23 protein-coding genes and 1 pseudogene are annotated in these 26002 nt (G+C 69.5%); 9 read left to right on the top strand and 15 right to left on the bottom strand.

All coding sequences use genetic code 11. From position 1 onward, the window contains the following. Positions 1–138: 138 nt before the first annotated feature. Positions 139–738: a hypothetical protein gene (locus tag DL519_RS21005; RefSeq protein ID WP_190817329.1), complete on the bottom strand. Its 600-nt coding sequence runs from the start codon at positions 736–738 to the stop codon at positions 139–141. Between the two features lie 106 nt (positions 739–844). Between DL519_RS21005 and DL519_RS21010 the strand changes: the two genes are divergently transcribed. The 3 genes from DL519_RS21010 (at position 845) to DL519_RS21020 (ending at position 4039) form a co-directional block, all read left to right on the top strand. Next, the gene (locus tag DL519_RS21010) at positions 845–2359 is read left to right on the top strand and encodes a DUF7782 domain-containing protein (RefSeq protein ID WP_190817331.1); all 1515 of its coding nucleotides are present in this window, start codon (positions 845–847) and stop codon (positions 2357–2359) included. Further along, on the top strand, positions 2356–2781 hold the full coding sequence (gene dtd, locus DL519_RS21015) for a D-aminoacyl-tRNA deacylase (protein ID WP_190817333.1): 426 nt from the start codon (positions 2356–2358) through the stop codon (positions 2779–2781). Before DL519_RS21010 ends, dtd begins: the two co-directional genes overlap by 4 nt. A gap of 286 nt (positions 2782–3067) precedes the next feature. Beyond that, positions 3068–4039 (top strand): sigma-70 family RNA polymerase sigma factor, encoded by a 972-nt coding sequence (locus tag DL519_RS21020; RefSeq protein WP_168587328.1) that lies wholly within the window; start codon positions 3068–3070, stop codon positions 4037–4039. Between the two features lie 536 nt (positions 4040–4575). Here the strand turns inward: DL519_RS21020 and DL519_RS21025 are convergent. Further along, positions 4576–5298 carry a tyrosine-protein phosphatase gene (locus tag DL519_RS21025; protein WP_190817335.1) on the bottom strand — a complete coding sequence of 241 codons (723 nt, stop codon included), beginning with the start codon at positions 5296–5298 and terminating at the stop codon, positions 4576–4578. Positions 5299–5498: 200 nt separating this feature from the next. On the opposite strand from DL519_RS21025, the gene DL519_RS21030 reads away from it, so the two are divergent. Then, positions 5499–7151 carry a fumarate hydratase gene (locus DL519_RS21030; protein ID WP_190817337.1) on the top strand — a complete coding sequence of 551 codons (1653 nt, stop codon included), beginning with the start codon at positions 5499–5501 and terminating at the stop codon, positions 7149–7151. Positions 7152–7247: 96 nt separating this feature from the next. Here DL519_RS21030 and DL519_RS21035 read toward each other — a convergent pair whose 3' ends face one another. Continuing rightward, complete coding sequence (locus DL519_RS21035) at positions 7248–7583, bottom strand: hypothetical protein (protein WP_223839344.1); 336 nt, start codon at positions 7581–7583, stop codon at positions 7248–7250. A 269-nt stretch (positions 7584–7852) separates the two neighbouring features. Here DL519_RS21035 and DL519_RS21040 point away from each other — a divergent pair, with 269 nt between their 5' ends. Then, complete coding sequence (locus DL519_RS21040) at positions 7853–9100, top strand: YeeE/YedE family protein (protein WP_190817339.1); 1248 nt, start codon at positions 7853–7855, stop codon at positions 9098–9100. A 231-nt stretch (positions 9101–9331) separates the two neighbouring features. On the opposite strand, the gene DL519_RS21045 is transcribed toward DL519_RS21040, so the two are convergent. The 3 genes from DL519_RS21045 to DL519_RS21055 form a co-directional block, all read right to left on the bottom strand. After that, positions 9332–12058, bottom strand: coding sequence for a bifunctional acetate--CoA ligase family protein/GNAT family N-acetyltransferase (locus tag DL519_RS21045; RefSeq protein ID WP_223839345.1), 2727 nt, complete (start codon positions 12056–12058; stop codon positions 9332–9334). Then, positions 12027–13202 carry an acetoin utilization protein AcuC gene (locus DL519_RS21050; protein ID WP_190817343.1) on the bottom strand — a complete coding sequence of 392 codons (1176 nt, stop codon included), beginning with the start codon at positions 13200–13202 and terminating at the stop codon, positions 12027–12029. Before DL519_RS21050 ends, DL519_RS21045 begins: the two co-directional genes overlap by 32 nt. A 75-nt stretch (positions 13203–13277) precedes the next feature. After that, entirely contained in the window at positions 13278–14129 is an 852-nt protein-coding gene (locus DL519_RS21055) for a sulfurtransferase (RefSeq protein ID WP_190817345.1), read from the bottom strand. Positions 14130–14251: 122 nt separating this feature from the next. On the opposite strand from DL519_RS21055, the gene DL519_RS21060 reads away from it, so the two are divergent. The 3 genes from DL519_RS21060 to galE all read left to right on the top strand — a co-directional run bounded on the left by DL519_RS21060 (position 14252) and on the right by galE (position 17172). Continuing rightward, positions 14252–14947 (top strand): metal-dependent transcriptional regulator, encoded by a 696-nt coding sequence (locus tag DL519_RS21060; protein WP_168587323.1) that lies wholly within the window; start codon positions 14252–14254, stop codon positions 14945–14947. After that, positions 14944–16122: a galactokinase gene (gene galK / locus DL519_RS21065; protein ID WP_190817347.1), complete on the top strand. Its 1179-nt coding sequence runs from the start codon at positions 14944–14946 to the stop codon at positions 16120–16122. Before DL519_RS21060 ends, galK begins: the two co-directional genes overlap by 4 nt. Positions 16123–16209: 87 nt before the next feature. Beyond that, positions 16210–17172, top strand: a complete 963-nt coding sequence (gene galE / locus DL519_RS21070) for a UDP-glucose 4-epimerase GalE (RefSeq protein ID WP_190817349.1) — start codon at positions 16210–16212, stop codon at positions 17170–17172. 44 nt (positions 17173–17216) lie between these two features. Here the strand turns inward: galE and DL519_RS21075 are convergent, their stop codons facing one another. Continuing rightward, positions 17217–18320 (bottom strand): DUF4192 domain-containing protein, encoded by a 1104-nt coding sequence (locus DL519_RS21075; protein WP_190817351.1) that lies wholly within the window; start codon positions 18318–18320, stop codon positions 17217–17219. Positions 18321–18643: 323 nt separating this feature from the next. After that, entirely contained in the window at positions 18644–20425 is a 1782-nt protein-coding gene (locus tag DL519_RS21080; protein ID WP_190817352.1) for a Xaa-Pro dipeptidyl-peptidase, read from the bottom strand. Positions 20426–20582: 157 nt separating this feature from the next. On the opposite strand from DL519_RS21080, the gene DL519_RS21085 reads away from it, so the two are divergent. Continuing rightward, on the top strand, positions 20583–20882 hold the full coding sequence (locus tag DL519_RS21085) for a hypothetical protein (RefSeq protein ID WP_190817354.1): 300 nt from the start codon (positions 20583–20585) through the stop codon (positions 20880–20882). On the opposite strand, the gene DL519_RS21090 is transcribed toward DL519_RS21085, so the two are convergent. From DL519_RS21090 to DL519_RS21120, 7 genes and pseudogenes are all read right to left on the bottom strand, one after another. Further along, positions 20830–21210 carry a hypothetical protein gene (locus DL519_RS21090; RefSeq protein ID WP_223839346.1) on the bottom strand — a complete coding sequence of 127 codons (381 nt, stop codon included), beginning with the start codon at positions 21208–21210 and terminating at the stop codon, positions 20830–20832. The two genes, DL519_RS21085 and DL519_RS21090, sit on opposite strands and share 53 nt — an antisense overlap. Positions 21211–21245: 35 nt before the next feature. Then, complete coding sequence (locus DL519_RS21095) at positions 21246–21644, bottom strand: Rossmann-fold NAD(P)-binding domain-containing protein (protein WP_223839347.1); 399 nt, start codon at positions 21642–21644, stop codon at positions 21246–21248. Positions 21645–21693: 49 nt separating this feature from the next. After that, positions 21694–22995 (bottom strand): ISL3 family transposase, encoded by a 1302-nt coding sequence (locus DL519_RS21100; RefSeq protein ID WP_190814226.1) that lies wholly within the window; start codon positions 22993–22995, stop codon positions 21694–21696. Between the two features lie 129 nt (positions 22996–23124). Continuing rightward, positions 23125–23469: pseudogene (locus DL519_RS21105) on the bottom strand (SDR family oxidoreductase); the annotation flags it as partial. Between the two features lie 62 nt (positions 23470–23531). Then, complete coding sequence (locus tag DL519_RS21110; protein ID WP_190824115.1) at positions 23532–24038, bottom strand: methyltransferase family protein; 507 nt, start codon at positions 24036–24038, stop codon at positions 23532–23534. A gap of 31 nt (positions 24039–24069) precedes the next feature. Next, the gene (locus DL519_RS21115; protein WP_190817358.1) at positions 24070–25206 is read right to left on the bottom strand and encodes a methyltransferase; all 1137 of its coding nucleotides are present in this window, start codon (positions 25204–25206) and stop codon (positions 24070–24072) included. Between the two features lie 265 nt (positions 25207–25471). Further along, a complete protein-coding gene (locus tag DL519_RS21120; protein ID WP_190817360.1) occupies positions 25472–25939 on the bottom strand; it encodes an MFS transporter in 468 nt (155 codons plus the stop codon). Positions 25940–26002: the final 63 nt, after the last annotated feature.

A 26002-nucleotide genomic window follows, 5' to 3' on the forward strand; every position in this document is an offset into this window, starting at 1 on the left:
CTTCTTGAACGCCCAAACGCGTGCGACCGAAGGCCAAGCTGCTGTCGGAGTTGGACGTCACCCTGCGGCAGTGAACGGCGCCGTTCGCGTCATCGCACCTAGTGCTGCACGACGAACGGTCACAGGTCGGCGAACAGGTCATGCACCCCTGGCCCGCTTTCCTGGGCGCTGCGCCCCGAGCCAGTCGTCGACCAGCTCGACGACCTGACCCGGCGCTGCCCCTCCCTTGACCAGCGCGCTCATGCGCTGGGCCTCCGCGGTCGTCGGTAGGAAGCCGACCAGCACCACCGGGAGCATCAGGCGCCGGGCCAGCAGTTCCTTCGCCGAGGTCACCTGCGGCCGGCGGACGACCGAGACGTTCACGCGGACCGCGTGCTCGTTGAGCGGCTGAACACCTGGCCGGTCGGTCTCGATGGCGGCGTACCGAAAACCGTGGGCGAGGTTGCACGCGGCGCAGTCCACCGGCCCGCGGCTGAGCGGGCCTCCGCACTCATCGCAGGTGATCCGGTCGAGCGCGGCGTCCACCACCCGCCAGTCGTGCCGGTCGGGCTCGGCCACCGCCAGTCCGGCGACCTCCGCCTCCGATTCGTCCCCCCAGTTGACACGGAAGCGCTGCCACTCGTCCTCGACGATGTCGTCGACCAACGCCCGGCACCGGCCGCAATCGGGAGCGCCGCTGTACTCGTGGCCACCGCATTCTCCGCACCGCACCAGGGCGGCGCCGACCGGAGGTCTCATCCGGTCATGTTCGCGCAGGAGAGGAGACGGGCGCCATCGAATTTCCCGAGCTCCGCGGGCGGGTGCTCCCAGATGCACTAACGGGTGGTCGTGTGAGGATCGGGGCGTGATTCCAGACCTGTCCCATGACCGCATCGATCGACTTCGCGACGCCTTCCAGGCCGCCGGGTACGACGCCGACGGCGTCGTGGATCTCCTCGGTCCCGAGGCGCATGCCGCGCTGGGCCGCGGCGAGCCCGTTCCCGCGCTGCGCGCGACCACCGACGCCGGCGCGCTCGGCACCCTGGTCCGGCTGTTCCTGCTCGGCCAGGCCGAGTCGCGGGCCGCCGTTGAAGCCGCGCTGGCTCCGCTGCCGCTTTCCGAGGCAACGGCCGCCGGGCTGCTCGTCGACGACGGCGACGGGCTGCGCGCAGGGCTCGACGTCCGGCCGCACGGCGTCGACGACGAGTCGTGGTGGGTGGTCTCGGACCTGGATTCGGACCTGCGCGGCGGGCGTCCCGTGGAGGCCGACCACGTGCTCGGCGTCGGGCACGCGTCGCTGAGCCTGGTCCGGGCGACCTCTCGGCGGCCGGTGGGCTCGGTGCTCGACCTCGGCACGGGTTGTGGTGTGCAGGCCCTGCACGCGAGCACGCACGCGCAGCGGATCACCGCGACCGACGTGTCCAAGCGGGCGTTGGCGTTGGCCGAGGCGACGTTCCGGCTCAACCGCATCGACGTCGAACTCGCCGAAGGCGAGTGGTTCGACCCGGTGCAGGGCCGCAAGTTCGACCAGGTCGTGTGCAATCCGCCGTTCGTGGTCGGTCCGCCGCGCACCGACTTCACCTACCGCGACTCGGGGCTGGCCGGTGACGATGCGAGCGCGCTCGTCGTGCGCCAGCTCCCCGGCTTCCTCGCTGAGAGCGGCACCGGCCAGCTGCTGGCCTCCTGGGTGCACCGGGCCGGCGAGGACTGGCAGGACCGGATATCCCGCTGGCTGCCGCCGGGCGCCGGCGTGGACGCCTGGTTCGTGCAGCGCGACGTCGCCGACCCCGCCCTCTACGTGGGCACCTGGCTGCGCGACGCCGGATACGACCAGCGCTGCCCGCAAGGCCTGCAGAAGGCCGCCGAGTGGCTGGACTGGTTCGAGGCCAACGACGTGATCGGGATCGGCTTCGGGTTCGTCACGCTCCGCCGCACCGACGCGGGCGGCGAGGTCGTGTGCGAGGACCTCCGGCACGCCTTCGACGATCCGCTGGGCCCGGAATCGGACCAGTGGCTGCGCCGGGTCGACTGGCTGCGCGCGCACGACTCCGCCGAGGCGCTGCTGGCGGCCCGCCTGGTCACCGCGGACAGCACCGTGCTGGAAGCCGTCTCCGAACCAGGTGACGAAGGCTGGCACCCGCTGGTGCACCGGCTGCACCGCACCGACGGGCCGGGCTGGCAGCACGAGATCGACGAGCTGGGCGTGCGGCTGCTCGCCGGGTGCCGCGGGGCGCTGCCGCTCGCAGAACTCCTCGAACTGCTCGCGATGGGCTACGGCGAAGACTCCGGGGAACTGACCCGGGCCGCGATCCCGATGGTGCGCGAACTCGTCCGGCACGGAATGCTGCTGCCGGCGGAATGGGCGGGCGGTGACCAATGAGAGCAATCGCCACCCGGGTCACTCGCGCCTCGGTAACTGTCGACGGCGTCGTGGTCGGCAAGATCGAAGAACCCGGGCTGTTAGTGCTATTGGGCGTGACGCATTCCGACGGGCCTCAGGAAGTCGTAAAAATGGCCCGCAAACTCCACGAGATCCGGGCGCTTCGCGACGAGGAGTCCTGCGCCACGACCGGGGCACCGCTGCTCGTCGTCAGCCAGTTCACGCTCTACGGCTCGACCAAGAAGGGCCGCCGCCCGTCCTGGACCGAGGCGGCCCGGCCCGAACAGGCGAAACCGCTGGTAGAGGCGGTCGTGGCCGAGCTGCGCGAGCGGGGCGCGAAGGTCGCCACCGGGGTGTTCGGCGCGATGATGTCGGTGGAGAGCGCGAACGACGGGCCATTCACCCTTTTGGTTGAGGCCTAAATGTAACGAGAGCTCTCAGCAAATCCTCAGGCTTGGCGGCGCAACGGATGTGACCGCCATGACGTCTCCCTAACGACAACCTTGGGAACGAATTCGGCACGCCGGTCGTTTTCCAGGTAACGAAGCTTCGACGGTCATGCCGACAGGTAGCAACGCACCGATCGACAGCACCGGAGAAGACGTCGACGCGGGGCTCGTACAACCGAGCGTACGCGTCCTTCACGCCGCGCAACGGCGCGCAGGTGTGATTCGCGCCCGCCAAGCCAGCCCGTCAGGGAGGGAGCTCATGACCGTCCCGCAGACCACCAAGCCAGACGTCGCCGTCGCCGAAGACCTGGACACCCAGGGCCCATCGGCCGACTTGGTGCGCGTCTACCTCAACGGCATCGGGCGCACCGCGCTGCTCACCGCACAGGAAGAGGTCGACCTCGCCAAGCGGATCGAGGCCGGGGTCTTCGCCAAGCACCTGCTCGAGACCAGCAAGAACCTTTCCCCTGAGCGGCGCTCCGACCTCGGCGCCGTGGTCCGCGACGGCCGCCGGGCGAAGAACCACCTCATGGAGGCGAACCTCCGCCTGGTCGTGAGCCTGGCCAAGCGCTACACCGGCCGCGGCATGCCACTGCTGGACCTCATCCAGGAGGGCAACCTCGGCCTCATCCGCGCGGTGGAGAAGTTCGACTACACCAAGGGCTTCAAGTTCTCCACGTACGCGACCTGGTGGATCCGGCAGGCCATCACCCGCGGCATGGCCGACCAGAGCCGCACCATCCGGCTGCCCGTCCACCTGGTCGAGCAGGTCAACAAGCTGGCGCGGATCAAGCGCGACCTGCACCAGAAGCTCGGCCGCGAAGCCACGGACGAGGAGCTCTCCGAAGAAGCCGGCATCCCGGTGGAGAAGATCCTCGACCTGATGGACCACTCGCGCGACCCGGTCAGCCTGGACATGCCGGTCGGGGCCGAGGAGGACGCGCCGCTCGGCGACTTCATCGAGGACTCCGAATCCGCTGATGCCGAGAACGCGGTGATCTCCGGGTTCCTGCAGGACGACCTGCGCCGCGTGCTGGCCACGCTGGAAGAGCGCGAGCAGGCGGTGATCCGGATGCGCTACGGCCTCGACGATGGCCAGCCGCGCACCCTGGACCAGATCGGCAAGGCGTTCGGGCTGTCCCGCGAGCGGGTCCGGCAGATCGAGCGGGAAGTCATGGCCAAGCTGCGCCAGGGCGACCGTGCCGACCGGTTGCGCGCGTACGCGAGCTGACCGCGCGTTTTGGGATCCCGTGTGTCCGCAGAAAGCGCGGACCACGGCGCGGTCAGGATGATTTTGCGGGGGCCGAGCCCCCGCAGACCCCCACGGTGCGGTGGTCGCCCCGGGAGGGCTCCCGACGTTCTTGAGCGTTCCCGGTCTGCTCACCGAGCAGCCTCCGGGAGTTCCGAACCTTCGAGGGGTCAGGGGCCAGGACTTTCAGATTTCCGGAACCTTCGTTGCTCGGTGGATTCGGGGTTCGGCGGTCCGGACTTGCGGACTGGCTCTTTGTCGGTTTTGGCGGGTCTCGGCACTGCTCCTTGTTGGTCTTGTTGGTTCGGGGATTGGTACACCCGGATGGCTCTTTGACCTTGTCGGGCTGGGGCGGGAACATCGTTCTTCACCCCTTTTCCGGTCGGTTTTCTTGGTCTTTGCGGCGGGTTCCGCCGCTTACCCCGGGAGGGCGGACTCGTCATTCGGGCGGGTCCGGCCTCCCGACCTTTTCGTCCGCCCCTCCCACAACGCTGTTTCAGTCGCTGGTCGCGGAGCCGTCAGTCGGTGAACTTGGTCTGCCAGCGGTCCAGTTCTTCGTTCGTGGCTCCGTGGGCTCGGAGCCAGCCCCTCGCTCCATCTTCGTGTTCGGCGAAGGTGTTCAGGACGCTCTCGATCGCCTCCGTCGGCGTCGACAGGAGCTCGTGGACCATCTCCTCGTCCACCCCCGGCGGCAAGGCCGGCACCTCATCCAGGCGTTGCAGGACTCGGAGCATGTTCCGGTCGGTGCGCACGTAGTCGGCCACGATCGCATCGCGGCGCACCCCCACCACGCTCAGCAACATCGCCGAGACCACCCCCGTGCGGTCCTTGCCGGCCGCGCAGTGGATCAGCACCGGACCATCGGCGTCCAGGACGATGCGGAACACGTCGACCAGCTTCTTCGGCGCGCCCTGGACGATCGACTGGTACAACGCCGTCAGCTCGTGGGCGGCTTCGTCGAGCTCGACATCCGCGTCCCGTGCCTCCTCCAGCAACGGCACGCTGTGCACCGTCGCCACCGCCGCCAGCGGGTGTTCCTCGTCACCTGTCTCCACCGAATCGCGGAGGTCCACCACGACCTTCGGCGGCCACGGCGACAAGTCCACCGGATCCCGGTCGCCGGCGTGCGGAGCGTCGCTGCGGTACACCACGCCCGCCTGGGTCGCCACACCGTCGCCGGTGGGCTGCCCGCCCAGGTCACGCAGGTTGACCAGCGCATCGAGGGGATCTGTCGTCGACAAGGCGACCTCCGTTGCTCGGGTACCGCATCCGAGTGCGGCGACGATGTTCTGTCGCCAGCCTCGCAGGTGCGCCGCCGCGCTGCCAGGGCCTCGTTCGGCGGGCGATCCGTCACACCTGGGCCACCCCCGTGGACGCGCTGATCGACCGCGCGGTTTTATTGGTCATCGCGTAACCCGAACGCGCGCAAAGGAGCCGCGACGTGACCACCACGTTCGATTTCACCGAGGTGCTCCCCCTCGGCCCCGACAACACCGACTACCGCCTGGTGACCACGGACGGGATCCGAGTCGTCGAGGCGACCGGGCGACGATTCCTCGAAGTCGAGCCGACCACGCTCACCGCCCTGGCAACCGAGGCGATCAAGGACATCCAGCACCTGCTGCGCCCGTCCCACCTGGCGCAGCTGCGCGCGATCGTCGAGGACCCGGAGGCCAGCCCCAACGACCGGTTCGTGGCCACCGACCTGCTGCGCAACGCGTGCGTGTCCGCTGGGGGCGTGCTGCCGATGTGCCAGGACACCGGCACCGCCATCGTCATCGGCAAGCGCACCGAAACCGTGCTCACCGGCGGCCGCGACGAAGAGGCGCTGGCCCGGGGCGTCTTCGACGCATACCAGGACCTCAACCTGAGGTATTCCCAGATGGCGCCGCTGAACTTCTGGGACGAGCGCAACACCGGCAGCAACCTGCCCGCGCAGATCGAGCTGTACAACAAGCCCGGCACCGACCCCGCCTACGAGTTCCTGTTCATGGCCAAGGGCGGCGGCAGCGCGAACAAGACCTTCCTCTACCAGGAGACCAAGGCGCTGCTGAACCCGACGCGGCTCGGCCGGTTCCTGGAGGAGAAGCTGCGCTCGCTGGGTACCGCGGCCTGCCCGCCGTACCACCTGGCGATCGTCGTCGGCGGCATGTCCGCCGAGTTCAACCTCAAGGTCGCCAAGCTCGCCTCGGCCCGCTACCTCGACGAACTTCCGCGGGAGGGCTCGGCGTCCGGGCACGCCCTGCGCGACGTCGAGATGGAGCAGCAGGTGCTGGAGATGACCCGGCAGTTCGGCATCGGCGCGCAGTTCGGCGGCAAGTACTTCTGCCACGACGTGCGGGTGATCCGCCTGCCCCGGCACGGCGCCTCGCTGCCGGTTGGTGTCGCGGTGTCCTGCTCGGCGGACCGCCAGGCCAAGGCCAAGATCACCCCGGAGGGCGTGTTCCTGGAGCAGCTCGAACGCGACCCGGCCCGCTACCTGCCGGACGTGGTCGACGAGCAGCTCTCCGACGAGGTCGTCAAGATCGACCTGAACCGGCCGATGACGGAGATCCGGGCGGAGCTGTCCAAGCTGCCGGTCAAGACCCGGGTGTCGCTGACCGGCCCGCTGGTGGTGGCGCGCGACATCGCGCACGCCAAGATCGCCGAGCGGTTGGACGCCGGCGAGCCGATGCCCGACTACCTGCGTGACCACCCGGTGTACTACGCGGGCCCGGCCAAGACCCCGGAGGGCTACGCCTCCGGCTCGTTCGGCCCCACCACCGCCGGTCGCATGGACGCCTACGTCGAGCAGTTCCAAGCCGCGGGCGGCTCGCTGGTCATGCTCGCCAAGGGCAACCGGTCGGCGAAGGTGACCGAGTCCTGCCACACTCACGGTGGCTTCTACCTCGGTTCCATCGGCGGCCCCGCCGCGCGCCTGGCCCAGGACTGCATCCGCAAGGTCGAGGTGCTGGAGTACGCCGAACTCGGTATGGAAGCGGTGTGGCGCATCGAGGTCGAAGACTTCCCCGCGTTCGTCGTCGTCAACGACAAGGGCAACGACTTCTTCGCCAACGCCACCAAGCCGACCCTGCAGATCTCCTTCGGCCGCTGACAACGCCGGTATTCCCGCAGGAGCCCCACCTCCTGCGGGAGTACCGGTTTCAGCTCAACCGATCGGCGCGATGGGCAGGTATCGCGTGGTCACCGATCAGCGGGGAACCTTGACATCTCGTTGTTCCAGCACGACCTTTCGCGTGTTCAGCGGCGCATCGAGCTGCACCGCCACCGGCGGGTAGCGCAGGTCCATGGTGCAGATTCCGGGCGGTTCCGGGGTTTCCTCGACCAGCACCACCTTCACGTGGTCTGCGGTCTGCTCGGCCAGTTCGGCGTGCACCTTGCTGCAGCCGCCTTCCTGACCGGTCGCCACGATGACCGCGCCGTCGTCCTGTGTCCAGACTTTCTTCGGATATCCCTTGGGCAGCGCCGAAACGTCGACCGCCGTCTCGGCGACCGGCGCGCGCTCCTGTTCCGGCTTCGGCTGCACCGGTCCGGGCGGAGCCGGGGGCTGACCGCCGAAACCCACTTCATTGGTTGGCTGTTGGGCGCAGGCTGCCAACGCTAGGAGCAGAGCCCCTGCGCCCACTGCGGTGTGTAGGCGTCTCATGCCCTAAGGACGGAAGCACCGGAGCGAGCGGTTGCGCGGAATCGGCACCGGATTGAATCCACGTCTTTCCCACATTTCGGAACCACTGGTGATCGGTGTCCGGCGCGTGGTTTCGTCGACAGGACCCCCTCGTACCCCGGGAGTGAGGAATGTCCACCACCGCGACATCGGCCACAACGGCTGCCGCACCACCAGAAGCACCGCAGGACGAGCCGCAGTGGGTTCCGTTGACCGTCGGGGCGATCGCGGCGGTGGCGCTTGTGGTCGCTGCGGCCGCGGTGGTCGGCGTGAAATCCGCTTTGCTGGCGGGGCTGGGCCTCGCGCTCGGGCTGACGTTGTTCCACTCCCGCTTCGGTTTCACCTCCGCCTGGCGGCAACTCGTCTCAGTTGGACAGACGTCTGGTGTGCGGGCGCACCTGCTGATGCTCGGCGCGGCGTCGATCCTGTTCGCCCCGATCCTGGCCGGCGGCGTGACGTTCTTCGGCGCCGAGCCGGAGAGGAACGTCTCACCGATCGGGCTCGGGCTCGTCGTCGGCGCGGTCCTGTTCGGCATCGGAATGCAGCTCGGAGGCGCTTGCTCATCGGGCACGCTGTTCGCGGTCGGCGGCGGGAACACCCTGCTCGTGGTCACGCTCTTCTTCTTCATCTGCGGTTCGGTGCTCGGCGCCCTGCACCTTCCAATGTGGACGTCCGATGCGATCACCTTCGGTTCGTTCTCCCTCGCTGAGGACACCGGTCTCGGCTACTTCGGCGCGCTGGTGGTGCAACTCGCCGTCCTGGGCGCGATCGGTTTCGTCGCAACGCGTTGGGCACGGCGGCACAACGCGCCTCCGGCCGGCCGGCCGCCGACATCTCGCGGGCTGTGGCGCGTGCTGCGGGGTTCGTGGTCGCTGTGGGTCGGAGCGTTACTGCTCGCGGTGCTCAACGCCGCCGTGCTGCTGACCCGCGGCAGCCCGTGGGGCATCACCTCGGCGTTCGTGCTGTGGGGTTCGAAGGCCTTGCAGGCCCTGGGTGTGGACGTGGCGAGTTGGCCATACTGGCAAGGGGAACGGGCGGCTTCCCTGGCCGGCCCGGTGCTGGCCGACTCCACCTCCGTGCTGAACTTCGGGATCATCGTCGGCGCGCTCGTGGCATCGGCTGCGTCCGGCGCCTTCGTGCTGGCCAAGCGCCTGCCCGCGAAGGTGGTGCTGGCGGCCGTGATCGGTGGTTTGCTGATGGGTTACGGCGCGCGCTTGGCCTACGGCTGCAACATCGGCGCCTACTTCTCGGGGATCGCCTCGTTCTCGTTGCACGGCTGGGCCTGGGGTCTGCTGGCTCTGGCCGGCACCTGGATCGGCCTGAAGTTGCGGCCACTGGTCGGGCTCGGCGTCCCCAGAACCACCGACTCCGTCTGCTGATACCGCCTGAACTGCCTTGGCGGGCCATTGCCGGCCAAGGCGTTCTGGACGTCAGTTTGGCCGGGTTGCGCGCACCGTGATCCGGTGAGCACCGGCCGAAACGTGCTCAAGCACGACGGAAGCCCGGTCGCCCGAACCGTTCTGAACGCTGGCCTCGGTGGTGTCCTGATCCACGCCGCCAGATTAATGGAACCGACCAGTTTCGGACAACGCGGTGGGTTCGCTGAGCGGTCAGCGAAGCCGACGCGGCCCGGCGTCCAACGCCGCGGGCGACGCCCCGAGGCCCACCCTGGCACCGGCGACCACCGCACCCGTCGGCGAGGCGAGCACCGGCTGCAACACCAGGTCGCGCACCTCCGGCAAGTCCTCGGCCAACGTCGCCACTCGCAGCACCAAGTCCTCCAGAGCCGCGAGATCCGCCGGCTCGGTGCCCCGGTACCCGGCGAGCAGCGGTGCGGCACGCGGCGCGCGCACCAGCGCGGACACGTCCACATCGGACAGCGGCAGCGCGCGGTACGCCTTGTCGCCGAGCAATTCGCTGGCCACCCCGGAAAGCCCGAACGAGACCAGCGTGCCGAAGGACGGGTCGTCCGTCAGATCGATGACGCACGAGATCCCGCGCGGCGCCATGCGCTGCACGTAAACCTCGTCGAGCCCCGAGACTTGCTGGATGTCGGCGTACGCCGACCGCACGGCGTGGGCGTTGCCCAGGTCGAGGCGGACGCCTACCAGGTCATTGCGGTGCCGAAGTTGGTCGCTCGCCGACTTCAGCGCCACCGGATAACCCAGCTCCTCGGCTGCCGCGGCGGCTGCTTCAACCCCGGTGACCAGCCGGAACGGCACAACGTGGATGCCGTAGCAGCCGAGCAACTGCACCGCCTCGTCGTCGCTGAGTGCGGTGACTCCCGCGGCCAGCCAGCCATCGACCAGCGACCGCGCCCGGTCCTCGTCGATCTCCGGTGGTCGCACGAAGTGGCCTTGTGGCGCGGCGCGCCATTTCGCGTACCGGGTCACCCGCGCGAGCGCCAACACCGACCGCTCCGGGCTCGGGTAAGACGGCACCGATCCCTTGCCGGTCGTGCCGTCCGGGCCGGGCACCACGAGTTCGTCTGGTACGCCTTCGGCTGCCAGGAACGTGGTCACCACCGGCTTCGAACGCGCGACGCCGGCCTCCTGCAACGCCTCGCGCAAGGCGCGGGCGTACGCGGTGCCGGGAACCGCGACCGGCGGGGCGAACACCGTCACCAACGCGTCGACATCCGAACGCAAGGCAGCGTCGCGCACCGCGGCGGCGAATTCCTCCGGCCCCGCCGAGGCACCCACGTCGACCGGATCGCAGGCCAGCTCCAGCTGCTGCGCCTGCGCCACGTCGGCGGCGATCATGCCCAGCGCCGACGAGTTGCCCACAATCGCGATCCGGTCGCCCTGCGGCAGCGGCTGGTGCGCCAGCAGCAGCGCGGTGTCGAACATCTGGGCAACCGACTCCACTCGGATCACACCAGACTGCTCGAACAACGCCTGCACGCTGGTCTCGTCGATCTGCACCGACGTGGCCGCCAGGCCGAGGCGCACCGCGTTGCGGCCCGATTTCACCACCACGACCGGCTTACTGCGGGCCAGCCGACGCGCCAACCGGCCGAACTTGCGCGGGTTGCCGAAGGACTCCAGGTAGAGCAGCACGACGTCGGTGGCCGGGTCGGTCTGCCAGTACTGCAGTAGGTCGTTGCCGGACACGTCGGCGCGGTTGCCCGCCGAGACGAACGTCGACAGCCCCAGCCCCCGCTCGGTGGCGGTGGCCAGGATCGCTACCCCGAGCGCACCGGACTGGCAGAAGAAGCCGGTGCGGCCGCGGCCGGGCAGCTGCGGCGCAAGGCTCGCGTTCAACCTGAACTCCGGATCGGTGTTGACCACGCCCAGCGCGTTGGGACCGACCACCCGCATGCCGTGCACGCGGGCCGCCCGCACCATCTCGCGTTCCACCTCGCGACCGTCCGGGCCGGTCTCGCTGAACCCGGAGCTGACGATGACCAGGGTTTTCACGCCCTTGGCCAGGCAGTCGTCGAGCACTCCGGTCACGCTGGCGGCCGGGATCGCCACCACCGCCAGATCGACCTCGTCGGGGATGTCGAGCACCGAGGCGTAGGCGCGCACCCCTCGCACCGAGCGGTGCTCCGGGTTGACCGGGTAGACCGGGCCGGTGAAGTCGGCGGTGAGCAGGTTGGTCAGCACCGCGTGGCCGATCTTGGCGTGATCGGTGGACGCACCGATCACCGCCACCGACCGCGGCCGCAGCAGGTTGTGCACGCTGCGGGCCTCGGCGGCCTGCTCGCGGGCGCGGGCCACGGCCACCGACTCCTCGGTGGGGTCGATGTCGAACTCCAGGTGCACCACGCCCGCTTCCATGGCCCGGCTCACCTGGTACCCGGCGTCGCGGAACACCCGAACCATGGTCGAGTTCTCGACGAGCACCTCGGCCACGAAACGCCGCAGCCCGCGTTCGCGCGCTGCGGCGGCCAGGTGCTCCAGCAAGATCGATCCCAGGCCGCGCCCCTGGTGCTGGTCCTGCACCACGAACGCGACCTCAGCCGACTGCTGCTCACCGAGCCGGTCGTAGCGGCCCACCGCCACGATGTCGTCGCCGAGCAGCGCCACCAGCGCCACGCGGTTGACGTAGTCGACACGGGTGAAGCGCTCCACGTCGCGCTGAGACATCCGCGGGTAGGGACCGAAGTAGCGGTAGTACCTCGTCCGGTTGCTCAACCGCCCGTGGAAGGCCACCAGCTTGTCGGCATCGGCTTCGACGATCGGCCGCAGGTGCACGGTGCCGCCGTCGGACAGCACCACGTCCGCCTCCCACCGCCGTGGGTAGTCCTGCTCCTGGCGGATTTCCTCCTGCCGCTGCCCCACTTCGTCCACTTCGGACTCCTCAGTCGCGGCTGTCGGCCGGATCCAGACCATGCAACGGAAACACCGCGTGCCGTGTGTCGCGAATCGAGGTGTCCACCGCGGACGCGGTGACCCCCGACCACCGTTGGAAGGCCGGGTCGGCCCCATCGGTCATCGAAGTCGGCAGCGGCACGTTGTCCGCCAGCCGCACCGCATGCGCAATCCAGTCCTCCGGGATGGTCGTCGCCGGGTCGACGTCCCGGTCCAACAACGTCGCCAACAGGTGCGTCCAAGCGCGCGGCACCACCCGGAACAGCGAGTAGCCGCCACCTCCCAGCGCCAGCCACTTGCCGCCCGCGCAGCTGTCCGCGAGCTCCCGCAGGTTCTGATAGGTCGCGCGCTGCCCATCGACGGTCATCGACAGGTCGGCAAGCGGATCCTCCCGGTGCGCGTCCGCACCGCACTGCGTCACCAGCACCTGCGGCCGGAACGCGTCGAGCACCGACGGCACTACCGCGTGGAAGGCGCGCCGCCAGTCGGCGTCCCCCGTCCCCGGCGGCAGCGGGATGTTGACGGCGGCGCCGTCGGCCGCGCCGGAGCCCACGTCGGTGGAGAACCCGGTGCCGGGCCACAGCGTCAGCGGGTGCTGGTGCAGCGAGATGGTCATGACCCGCGGGTCGTCGTAGAACGCCGCCTGCACCCCGTCCCCGTGGTGCACGTCGATGTCGAGGTAGGCGATGCGTTCCACGCCCTGTTCCAGCATCCACGCGATGGCCACCGAGCAGTCGTTGTAGACGCAGAACCCCGCCGCACGATCAGCCATCGCGTGGTGCAGCCCACCCGCGATGTTGACCGCCCGGTCGGACTTGCCCGACACGACCTGCTCGGCCGCCCGGATCGAGGCACCCGCGATCAACGCCGACGCCTCGTGCATCCGGTCGAAGATCGGGTTGTCGTCGGTGCCCAGGCCGTGGCCGACCTCCCAACCCGCGAGCGGCGCGGAGCGCACCGCCGCCATGTACTCGGCGGTGTGCACCCGCTCCAGGTCCGCATCGGTGGCCGGCTCCGGCTTGATCATCTCGACGCCATCGAGGACCCCCAGCGAGCGGGCCAACCGCATGGTCAGCTCCAGTCGGATCGGATGCAGCGGGTGGTGCCCACCCAGGTCATAGCCGAGTACCGACTCGTCCCACACGACCGCGCACTGAGAACCCATGCCCCGGACGCTACCTGCGCTGTGTCGCCGAACATAGCGGCCCGGATCGCCCGCCCGTCCAGGCGGTTTGATCTTTCATCCGGCCTCCGATCCGGTCGCGGCCGGTCTGGCCGGATCCGCGGACCAGTTCGACCACGAACCCGCGTACAGCACTGCCGGTCGCTGGGGATCGGAAACGCCCGCGTGTTCCAGCGCGAGCAGGACCGAGCAGGCGGTCACGCCCGACCCGCAGTACGCCCCGACCGGACCCTCGGTGTCGACCCCGAGGTCCGCGAAGTGCTTCGCCAGCTCCTCCGGTGAACGCCACCGACCGGAGTCCCCCATGTGCGCTGCGAACGGCGCGTTCCGCGCGCCCGGGATGTGCCCGGCGCGCGGATCGACCGGCTCGACGTCGCCCCGGTAGCGTTCCGGCGCGCGAGCGTCCAGCAGGGTGCCCTCCCGCGCCAGCCGGGCCGCAGCGTCCGCGTCCACCACCGGCATCGAGCCCGGACGGACTCGAAAGCCGCCCTCTGTGGGGTGCGGCACGTCCGTGGTGGTGGGCCGCCCTTCCTCCCCCCAGGCCGCGTAGCCGCCGTCGAGCACCGCCACCGACTCGTGCCCTGCCCAGCGCAGCAGCCACCAAGCACGGGCCGCGACAGAACCGTTGTCCGCGTCGTAGACGACCACCGGTCGGTCGCCGTCGACACCTGCCCGGCGCAACGCCGCCTCCAGGTCGCCCGGATCGGGCAGCGGATGACGGCCCGCCGGACCCGGTTCGGCGGCCAGTTCGGTGTCCAGATCGACGAACACCGCACCCGGCAGATGGCCCGCGTCGTAGAACTCCTGGCCCGGCGGCCCCTGCAGCGACCACCGGACGTCGAGGAGGGTCGGGGGCGACTCCCGGTGCAACTCGACCATGAGATCATCGGTACTGATCAAAGGATGCATGGCGGCCCTTTCGTAGCCCGGCGACGAGGTCTGTCGGAAATCCTGGAAGTCAACTCCCGGACCACTGACCGCTGTCGCCCGGTGCGACTAGCATCGTGGTTGGGACTGAATGGGGAGCCGACGTGAACGATCTCATCGATACCACTGAGATGTACCTCCGCACCATCTACGACCTCGAAGAAGAGGGCGTGGTTCCGCTCCGGGCCCGAATCGCCGAACGGTTGGAGCAGAGCGGCCCCACGGTGAGCCAGACGGTCGCCCGCATGGAACGCGACGGGTTGCTGACCGTCGCCGAGGACCGGCACCTCGAGCTCACCAAGGCCGGTCGCGCCCGCGCGACCAGCGTGATGCGCAAGCACCGCCTCGCCGAACGGCTTCTCGTCGACGTGATCGGCCTCGAATGGGAGCACGTCCACAATGAAGCGTGCCGCTGGGAGCACGTTATGAGCGAAGCCGTCGAGCGCAAGCTCGTCAAGCTGCTCGGTGGTCCCACGACCTCGCCCTACGGCAACCCGATCCCGGGTCTCGACGAGCTCGGCGTCGACGAGGTCGAAGCGCCGGCCGACGGCGACCTGCAGCGGATCGACGAGATCGCCCGCAACGGCGGGGGGCGCGCCGTCATCCGCCGCATCGCTGAGCACGTCCAGCTCGACCCCGACCTGATGACCGAGTTGAAGGAAGTCGGCGTCGTGCCGGGCAACGAGGTCGAGATCTTGTCCGTGGTCGGGCCGAACAAGCCGATCGAGGTCCGCGGCGAGACCGGCAGCACCGAGCTGCCGGTCGGCATCGCGCACGCGGTCATGGTGCGCGCCAAGTGAACCCGGCGGACCGCGCAGCGGCGTTGTTCGCCGACGAGCACGGCGGCGCGCCGAGCGCGGTCTGGTCCGCCCCTGGCCGGGTGAACCTGATCGGGGAACACACCGACTACAACGACGGGTTCGTGCTCCCCTTCGCCCTGCCGCACCGCACGGCCGTCGCGGTCCGTCCCCGTCCCGACCGGCTCCTGTCCGTCGCCACCCTCGGCAGCGACGGCCGACTGCACCGCGCATCTCCCGTAGCTATCGACGAGCTGAGCCCTGGTAACCCCACCGGTTGGGTCGCCTACCCGGCCGGTGTCGCGTGGGCCCTGCGCGATGCCGGGTTCCCGCTTGAAGGCGCCGACCTGGTCATCGTCGGCGAAGTGCCGACCGGCGTCGGCCTGTCGTCCTCCCACGCCCTGGAATGCGCGGTGGCGCTGGCACTGCTCGACACCGCGCACCAAGCGCCGGGCGAGCCGAACGCGCCGGGCCTGGGCGACATCGCGCGCCTGGTGCAGCGGGCGGAGAACGACTTCGCCGGGGCGCCGACCGGTCTGCTCGACCAGACCGCGTCGCTGGCCTGCACCGCGGAGCACGCGCTGTTCTTCGACGTCCGGTCCGGCGACTCCGAGCAGATCCCGTTCGACCCCCGCGGCGTGGGCCTGGAGCTGCTGGTGATCGACACCCGCGTGAAGCACTCGCACAGCGAGTCCGGTTACGGACAGCGGCGGCAGGGCTGCGAACGCGCGGCGGAGCTGCTGGAGCTCAAAGCACTTCGCGACGTGACCATCGGCGATCTCGCGACGGCCCTGCCGAAGCTTCCGGAAGAACTCCAGCCACTTGTGCGTCATGTCGTCACCGAGAACAACCGCGTGCTGACCACTGTGGACGAGCTCCGCGTCGGGCGGTACGCCGAGATCGGCCCGTTGCTGAACGCTTCGCACGCCAGCCTCCGCGACGACCACCGGGTTTCCAGCCCCGAACTGGACCTCGCGGTAGACAGCGCGCTGGCAGCCGGCGCACTGGGCGCCCGGATGACCGGCGGCGGCTTCGGGGGCTCCGCGATCGCGCTCGTGCCGGTCGACCACCGGCCCGGAATCGAGCGCGCCATCCGGGACGCATTCGACGGTCGGCACCTCGCGGCACCTCGTTCGTTCACAGCGGTACCCTCCGCCGGTGCGGGGCGGGATCGGTGACCACCGGGTGACCGAACACCGGGCACCCGCTGCCGACGGGCGGTTGACGGCCCCCGAAGAAGATCTCCCACGGAAGGCAGTTCGCAGGTGAAGCTCCTCGTCACAGGCGGTGCAGGCTACGTCGGAAGCGTGTGCGCGGCACGCCTGGTGGAAGCCGGCCACGAGGTCGTCGTCGTCGACGACCTGTCCACCGGGCACGCCGACGCCGTCCCGGCCGGCTGCAAGTTCGTCGAGGCCGACATCGCGACGGCGGCGAGCGAGCTGCTCGCGGAGCCGTTCGACGGTGTGCTGCACTTCGCGGCCAAGTCGCTGGTCGGCGAATCCATGCAGGATCCGCAGAAGTACTGGCACGGCAACGTGGTCACCTCGCTGCGGCTGCTGGGCGCGATGCGCGAGCACGGCACGCCGCGGCTGGTGTTCTCCTCCACCGCCGCGACCTATGGCGAGCCGGAGGTCACGCCGATCACGGAGGACACCGCGACGCGCCCGACGAACACCTACGGCGCGACGAAGCTGGCGATCGACCACGCGATCACCTCGTACGCCGACGCTCACGGCATCGGCGCGGTCAGCCTGCGGTACTTCAACGTCGCCGGCGCACACGGGGCGTTCGGCGAGCGGCACACGGTCGAGACGCACCTGATCCCGATCGTTCTGCAGGTCGCCCTCGGCCAGCGGGAGCAGGTGCAGATCTTCGGCGAGGACTGGCCCACCACCGACGGCACCTGCATCCGCGACTACATCCACGTCACCGACCTCGCCGACGCCCACCTGCTGGCGCTGGAAGGCGCTGCCCCGGGCCGGCACCGGATCTACAACCTCGGCAACGGCACGGGATTCTCGGTCAAGCAGGTGATCGACACCTGCCGCAAGGTGACCGGCCACCCGATCCCGGCGAAGGTCGCGCAGCGCCGGGCCGGTGACCCGGCGACGCTGGTGGCGTCGAGCCTGCGCGCGCGGGAGGAACTGAGCTGGACTCCGCGGCGCGCCGACCTCGAAGTGATCGTTCGGGACGCTTGGGAGTTCACCCGGCTGCGCCAGGAATCCTGAACGCCGCCAAGGCATTTCGTTCTCGGTCGTCTCGTCGTGATTCATCACCAGGCTCCGTCCTCTTCGAGCATGATCTGGGCGTCTTCGGCGGCATCGCGGGCGATGACCGCCAGGTCGGCCGGTGAGATGCCGGCTTCAATGGCCTGCTGGAGCAGGAGCCCGAGCCGGTGGTCGGGGCGGGCGCGCTCGATCCGCTCCAGCGCGGCACCGGCCAGCGCCCCTTCGCCCCGCAGGTAGGCGGAGAACGCCAGCAGCGCGGCGACCTCCGCCATTTCCGGGTCGGGGGCCTTGCGGACCAGGGTCAGCCAGAGTTCTTCGGCTGCCCTGGCCGTATCGCCCAAGGCGGTGCCCAGGGCGATGTCGCGCACCCTGGTGTCGGACACCGCGAGCAGCACGCGCAGCAGGTCGTCCTCGGTCAACGCGGCGCCGGTGCCGACGCGTTGGATGGCGGCGAACACGGCCCGCAGGTCGCGGGCTACCTTTCCCGGGTCGTAGCCGCCGTCGCGTTCCTCGGTCAGCAGGTCGAGCTTCGCCGACCAGCGTGACACGGTCTCGGCGGACTCGGGCGCGACGAGCGCCCGCAGCTCGTTCCGACTGCCGAAGGTCACCGCCCCCGCCGCCGCCATAGCCGCAGCGACCGTCGAGCCCTTCGGGTCGGCGACCATGCCGGAGCAGTCCGGGTCCGCGTAGCACGCCCACTCGGCACCGGCGCGGATCTCCGGCACCCACAACGCGTGGGCGGTCACGACCCCGGCGCGGTGGAACGCGTCGGAGACCACGTCGATCAGGTCGGTGTGCGGCGGCCCGGTATCTCCACCGTCCGCGGTGGAGAACTCTCGGCAGCGGCCAGCGCAGGCGTCGCCGCAGGCAGTGACGTTCGGTTCTTCGCCGACGACGACCAGGATGATGGCTTCGGCTTGTTGCCGGCCCAGCGGGCCGGCGAGCAGTTGCTCGCCGAAGCCGCAGACCCGCATCGGGCAGGGCAGGTCGGTGCGCAACGTGACGCCGAATGTCGGCGTGGCCGCCAGGTCGTGCAGGGTGAGCACGACGAGCGAGTGCGTCGGGTGGAACCCGAGCATGTGCGGCACGGCGGCGAGCAGGTCGGCGGGTTCGGTGAGCGAAATGGTGGTGTTGAGTCGCGTTGTCATGCCGCAAACGATCGACGTCGAAACGCCCCGGCGAAAGGGCTTTTTCGGAATCTGTTGACAGATCAGTCCGCTGTGGACAACTCGGCCGAGCACGGCCGCAAAATCCACTATGGAGTGACGATCAGCCGGGTCATTTGCGTCACTCTGTCGACGCTAACGCTCAGTTTCCATGACTCAATGTGAATCCTCGTCGCAATTGCCCTGGACATTCCGGCCTCTCAAGAGACAACAACCGCATGCTTGCGGCACTCGGCTCGCACCCGCTGCGGGACTCGGGCATTCCCGCAGCGGGCTGGCAATGCAAGCCGCTTACCGAGCGGTCCTCATCCGATGGACCCGACGAGCGGCAGCTGGATCCGCGTGTGGGACAGATCGAGTTCCAGCCCGGTTCCCGGCTTCGGGCGCAACGTGAAGTCGTGATCGCTGGACAGCACGACGATCCCGAGCCGGTGCCCCAGCGCGAACACGTAGTCATCCGGCTGCATCGCCACGTCGATCGAGTAGTTCTTTCCGGGTTCGATCGGCGACGTCCGATCGATCGCGCGCCGGTTCTGCGGGTCCGCCCAACCCCGGGTGATCACCGAGACCGCACCGTCCGGCGCCTGGTCCACCAGCAGCGCCGTCACGTTGGCGGCAGGTTGGTCGAAGGTCAGCGCCAACTGAGCCCGAACCGTGCCGCTGACCCGGGCCGGAGCCGCCAGCGGGTCGCTGAAGTAGGCGAGCCGGTTCGGCGAACTCGGCGCCGCCGCAAGGTCGTCCGCCAACTGGCCAGCGTCGTCGCGCAGCGCCTCCACCACCCGGCCGGAAACCCGCGCTTCGGTGAGCCCGCCCCGCTCTGCACCGCCTGCCGTGGGCCGCAACATCACCGCACGCGCCTCCGGCGCCGGCCACTCGGCTTCCTCGGTCCAGTTGCCGTCCTCGCGCTGCAAGGTGGCCCTCGGCTCGCCCTCGACGCCGTTGGGCACGTCGTACAGGTACCGGGTGAACCACCGGTTAAGCGTGCGAAGCCATTCCTGCTCCCGCAGCCGGAGAGGATCGGTGTGCCCCGACTGGTGCCACCAGATCTTGTGCGGCACGTCGTGTTCCCGCAGCGCGGCATACCACTGCGCGGCCTGCCTGGTCTTGACGTTCCAGTCATTGAGCCCGTGCACGGAAAGCACCGCGGCGTGAACCTTATCGACGTCGTTGAGGTAGTTCCGCTCGTCCCAGAACCCGCTGTAGTCGCCGGTGATCCGGTCCTGGTCCGCGGTAAGGTGGTCGATCACCGCTCGGCACGGTTCGCGATCCGCGCGGGTGTGCACGTACTTGGCCAGCACGTCGGCGTCTTCGCCCTGGTAGCCGCCGGGCGCCACGACCGCCCCGTCGGAGCGGTAGTAGTCGTACCAGTTCGAGATCGCCCCGATCGGCACGATCGCCTCAAGTCCTTCGACGCCCGTGCCGGCCACCGCGTTGGGCAGGGTGCCGTTGTAGGACACCCCCATCATGCCGACCTTGCCGGTCGCCCAGCCCGCGTCGACCGGCGCGCCGGACGCGTCGTGGCCGGGCGCGCGGGAGTTCAGCCAGTCCACCACCGACTTGGCGCCGATCGTCTCGTTCTCGGCTCCGGTGGTCGGGCAGCCGGTGGACTGACCGGTGCCCAGCGATTCGCCGTACACCACCGCGTATCCCCTGGCCAGCAGGTATTCCTCGTACGACCAGCTGATTTCGGCGGCCGCCGAAATCAGCTGGTCGCCCTGGGCGGTGCGGATGGTCCGGTTGCCCGGCCGCTCGGGGACGTACAGCTCGGTGTCGACGTTGTGGTTGGGGACATCGTTCCCGCCAGAGAAGTAAGGGCTGGCCTGGTAGACGACCGGCACCCGCAGACCCTGCTCGGTCTCCTTCGGCCGCACGACCTGGACGTGCACCAGGTCGTCCTGGCCGTCCCGGTCGCTGTCCACCGGCGCGGTCACGAACAGGTCCTCGCGCACCGCCTGCGCCGGGTCGAACACCGGTTGTGCCTCGCCGTCCTGGAACACCGGGCCCCGCGGTGGTACGGCGATCGCCGGCAACCCGGTGAGAGGTAGGACGCAAACCGCCGCCAGCAAACCCATCCGAACGCGACGCATGCACGCTCCTGAGGCCGAAGGGAAATCGACACCAGCACTTTTCTTAGCGCGGAACGCGAAGTCAATCACCGCTCCGGTGGGTTTACGTCAGAAACATCCGCTCGTCGCGCAGTAGAGTCGGAGCAGGTATTCGGCACCGAACCCGCGAGGAGCGAGCATGTCCACTCCGTCCAGCCTGCTGACCTCGGCCGGATTGATCGGCGGCTTCGCGGTCGCCCGCGCGACCAAGCACCGGCACTGGGGCGGAGTGGTGGCCGCGGGTGCCGGGCTCGGCGCGATGGAGGCATGCCGCCGCCGGACGGGTGTTGCCCCGGCCCTCGCGCTGGGCGCCGCCTATGCTGCGGCGCTGACCGGCTCGCACCCGCTGGCCAAGAAGATCGGTGCCTGGCCGTCGGTGCTCGCAGTCACCGGAGCGACGGCCGTCGCCGCTCACCTGCTGGCAAAGCGCCGTGCGTGAGCAACAGCAGCACTAACGGGATCGCCGCGATCACGATCAGCACCGCCACCAGCATCGACGCCGCTGTACGCGACGGGTGCGCGGCGTGGAACACCAGGTGCGGAACCGCCCAAAAGATGCTCGACGTCAACGCGACGTAGACCATGGTTCGTTCCAGGAAGACCGCGGCTGCGCAGAGCACCACCGCCATGGCGAGGTTCATCGCACCGTAATCGCGGAATAGGTGCTCGTTGAACGGCGGATAGTCGTCCACCGTCGGAATTCCGCCGTAGAACGAACGTGGGAAGAACAGCGTCCAGGAACCCACCGTGACGTGCACGAACGTCATGAAGAACAAGCCTGACCGCAGGGAGGCGCGCATCATCACGCCTTGCGCTCGGCCAGGAACTCGTCGAACGTGATCCGGCCGACCGCCTGGTCCGGAGCCAGGTGGCCGCCGCGGCGGTAGCCGGCGAACGCCGCACCTGGCAGCCGGACCGGCAGCAGAATTCTGCGGTGTCCGGTCGAATCCAGATAGGCGCGAGCCAGATCTCGATGGCTGCGGATCTCCGGCCCACCCATGTCCGGGACCCGACCGGCCGGCTCTCCGACCGCGAGTTCGGCCAGGCGGTCCGCGACGTCGCGGACGTCGATGGGCTGGAAATTCACCCCGGCGAGGGCCCCGATCACCGGGGACCGCCGCTGCACCGAGGTCATGCGGGCGACCAGGTCGTGGAACTGCGTCGTCCGGAGGATCGTCCACGGCAACCCGAAGGCCGCCACGCGCTTCTCGGCGGCGAATTTGGGCTCTTCTGCTGCTTCCGTGGGTGGGTTAGGCGCGTCCGGGGAGGGTGGGTCGGTGGCCGCCGAGGGCGAGCATGGCGAGAGCGATGAGTGCTTGGGGGCTGCGGAATCCGAAGGCGATGCGGGTGAGCAGGCGGATTTTGGTGTTGGTGGATTCGATGAGTCCTTGGGAGAGGCCGTGTTCGAGGGCGGCGTCGATGGGGGCGCGGTGTTTGGTGATCTTCTTGGCGAGCTCGACGAAGACGGGGATCTGGCAGCGCCGTGCCCAGGAGGTCCAGCGGTCCAGGGCTTGTTTGCCTTGCTCGCCTTTGGCGGTGAAGACGTACCGGAGTCCTTCTTTGAGCAGGTAGGCCCGGTACAGGCGGCGGTCGGTGGTGGCGATCCAGGCCAGCTTCGCCTGCTGGTTTTCGGTGAGGTCTTCGGGGTTTTTCCACAGCGCGTAACGGGAGTCTTTGAGCTTCTTGGCTTTCTCGTGCCCGGGACGGGCCGGGGAGTCGGTGGCCGGGCGGCCCCGGCGGCGTGTGCCTTCGGTGCGGGCCAGGGCGCGGGCGTCGTTCCAGGCCCGTCGCCGTTCGGCATCGAGTGCTTCGGTGGCCCAGGCGACCACGTGGAAGGGGTCGGCGCAGCGGATGGCCTTCGGGGCGCGGCGGGCGACGGTGTCGGCGATCCACTGGGCCGCATCGGCGGACACATGCGTGATCTCCGCGGCGCGCCTCTCGCCGAGGGCGTCGAAAAACCGGTTCAGCGTCGCGGAATCGCGCCCCGGCGCGGCCCACACCAGCCGCCCGGTGTCGTGGTCCACCACCACCGTCAGATAGCGGTGATGCTTCTTGTAGGAGATCTCATCGATCCCGATCCGCCGCAACCCACCGAACCGGTCACTCTGGGTTTCGGCGTCGGCCCACACCCGGGCCACGATCGCACCCACGGTGCGCCAGGCGATGCGCATCAGCTCGCATACCGCCGATTTCGAGGAGCGCACCGCCAGCCACGCCACCGTGTCGTCGAAAGCCAAGGTGTGCCCGGCGCCATGACGCGCCCACGGCAGCCGCGCCACGGTGGGCCCGTGCTCCCGGCAGCGCACCCGCGGCGCGGCGGCCTCGAGATGGACCTGGATGGTGCCCAGGTCCAGGGCCCGCCACCGGCGCCGTCCCTCGCCCCGGTCATACCGCCCGGACCAGCGGCCACACCGGCCGCAACGGCCGCGCCCGCCCTTGCGCGGGCGCACGTGCACCATCACCCGTTCCGCGGCCTCGTCGAACTCCACATCCTCGATCACCGTGCGCCTGTCGACGCCCACCAGAGCACGCCATAAACTGGCCTTCGGCACGCCGTTCTCCGTCCCCTCGGTTCCTGACCTTCGACAAGCCAGAAACCTAGACGAAGCAACGGCGTGCCCCCGTCTCCGGGCCTAAAACAGCAGCTCACATCACCCACGGATCAGTCACAAGAGCCCGAATTTGGCGCGGTAGTAGAACAGCGGCACCTGGTCCACACCCACGATCGAGATGTAGATCAGGTGCGGATCGCCGTTGCGTCGGGCGGCGTCGATCAGGCGTTGGGTTGCCGCCACGTCCTTTCGCCCCAGCGTGGTGGCGCAATGCACGATCGCGTCCACATCGGACGTCGCCGCGGCGATGCCCTCGCCCGTGCGCAGATCCCCGGTCGCCTACCCGTGCGGAACGTCCGCTGGCCGCGGGCGCCGGCTCAGCACGCGCACGTCGTGCCCGGCGTCGAGCAACCTGCGCACCACGGCCTTGCCCAACGTGCCTGTCCCGCCCGTCACCAAGATCGGCTTCTGCATTCGTTCGTCCTTCCTGCAGTCTTGTCGTCGATGGGACGAGATGGAGCCGCCCGGTGTGACGATCATTCACGCGGCGGGTGCCACGGCCGCAGCCGCGGCACCCACGCAGGCACCGCGCGGCGGTACCGTTCGTACTCCGCTCCGAACCGGCGAACGAGCACCGGTTCTTCCCGGCACCGCACGAACGTCGCCGCGAACAGCCAGATCACAGCCGGGTAGAGCAACAGACCCAATCGCCCCAGCAGCAGTGCCTGCCCGACGATGACGGTGAGCAACGCCACGTACACCGGATTTCGGACGTAGCGGTAGAGGCCTCCGATGACCAGCCGTTCCAGGGCGACGGCCGGTACCGGGGTGCCCGAGCCCTCCACCACGAACCGGACGAAGGCGTGCACCAGCACGATCGCGTCCACGATGATCAGCAGCGCGCCCAGCACGCGGACGGGCAGCCAGTACGGCTGCTGGCGCCACTGCCATCCCGTGAGCAGCCGCGGGACGAGAACCGCGACGGTTCCCGGCCCCAGGACGAAGAACACCGCACCGCCGACGGCAGCTGTGGTTCTGCGCATGACCACACCGCCTCCTCCGACTGCCTCGAGGCTACGTCCGGGTGGCGCGATCCCAAATCGGCGCGAGCCGCCACAGGGACGTGACCTCGGCGGAGCGGGCGGTGTGCAACGGGTCTGTGGGGTCCGAGGCTCTCGGATGGCTGGGCCGAACGTCCCACCGCCCGGCGACGCGGAGCCCGGCCCCGCTGATCGCGGCTAGCAGTTCGGTTCGGGTGCGCAACCCGAGGTGCTCCGCGAGATCCGACAGGATCAGCCAGCCCTCCCCACCCGGTCGGAGATGTTCGGGCAACCCGGCAAGGAAATCCCGGAGCATCCGGCTGCCCGGGTCGTAGACGGCGTGGTCCAGCAGCGAGTGGGGCTGCGCCGGAAGCCACGGCGGGTTGCACACGACCAGTTGCGCGCGCCCAGACGGGAAGAGGTCGGACTGCACCAGGTCGATCCGCCCGGCGAGCCCCAGGTTCCGGACGTTTTCCTCGGCACACCGGATCGCTCGTGCCGAACTGTCGGTGGCCACGACGCGCGCAACGCCGCGCCGGGCGAGAACCGCTGCCAGCACACCGGTCCCGGTGCCGATGTCGAAGGCGAGTTCCGCCGACGGCAGCGGGGTTTCGGCGATCAGATCCACGTATTCGCCTCGAGTTGGAGCGAAAACCCCGTAGTGGGCGTGGATGCGCGCGCCGAGTGCCGGGATCGAGATGCCCTTCTTCCGCCATTCGTGCGCGCCGATCACGCCGAGCAGTTCCCGCAACGGAACCACGTACGGGACGTTGGCCTGCCCGTAGACCTCGTGGCACGCCAACCGAACGTCAGGTGCGCGCCGAAGCGGCAGCACATGACCGAGGTCGAGGCGGACCAGGACCAGTGCCAGCGTGCGGGCTCGACGCGATTGCTCCCGCCGATGCGCGTGGAACGCCTCGGAAACGGACAGGCCGGGTGTCCTTGTCCGCCGGAGACGGCGCGCAACCGCGCTGAGCAGTTGGCGCGCGTTGTGGAAATCTCCGCGCCACAGCAAACCGGTTCCGCGCGACACCAGCTCGTACGCCTCGTTCGCGGACATCCGGTCATCCGCGTCGACGATCCGAGCCGGCGGCCGGGAACCGTTCGCCGAGAGCCAGCGAAGCACACCTATTTGTTGCTGGCAGACAGCATTGTCGTCGGAAAAGTTCATGAACCGCTCCTGCTGATGCGGCCGAACGCAGGTCAGCCGGGCCGACCTGCGCAAGGTGGGAAGTGGACGATCTGCGCCCCAGCACACGGCGAACGGCCCGGCGAACCGGAGAAATTGTCGCGGGCAGCGTTGACCGGTGGGGCCGGAGTCCTTGACTAACCGACCACAGCAGCATGAACGGGTGTCATCACGCCGCGAAGTCTAGCTCCGCAGCCCATCGACGCCGTGAGCGGCAGCGGTAGCCTTCGCCGCTCACGGCGCTGCGCTACGCCGTTTCCGCGAGACTCGGCGCCGGCGCTGCCGCGGGCGCAGCCGCTCGACGGCGGATGAGGTCGGGCAGGAGCGTGACGATGCCGACCGCGGCCAGGGCCGCACCCAGCCAAAGCGGCGCTCGCAGGCCGAAGTTGCTGATGGCGAGCCCACCGATCCAGGACCCGATCATCACGCCGAGCGTGATGAAGGAAGAGCGCACCGTGTTGACCAGCGGCCGGGCGTTGCCGGTGCGCTGCACACGCGTGATCATCGCCGGGTTCGTGGTGACGCCGACCAGGCCGATGCCGAGCATGAAGACCACCGCGGGCACGCTGAGGTCGGCCAGCAGGGCGAACCCGGCGAGGAAGCCCAGGTTCAGGACCAGGCCGCAGAGCAGGACGGCGATCGTGTAGCGGTCGGCGAGGCGTCCGACGATCGTGTTGCCGACCACCGTGGCGGCACCGTAGGCGACGAGCAGCAACGGGACGGCGCCGGGGCTGAACCCGGTGACCCTCGGTGAGGATCGGGTTGAATTGACATCCTC

Source organism: Saccharopolyspora pogona (genome assembly GCF_014697215.1).
GTDB classification, from domain to species: domain Bacteria; phylum Actinomycetota; class Actinomycetes; order Mycobacteriales; family Pseudonocardiaceae; genus Saccharopolyspora; species Saccharopolyspora hattusasensis.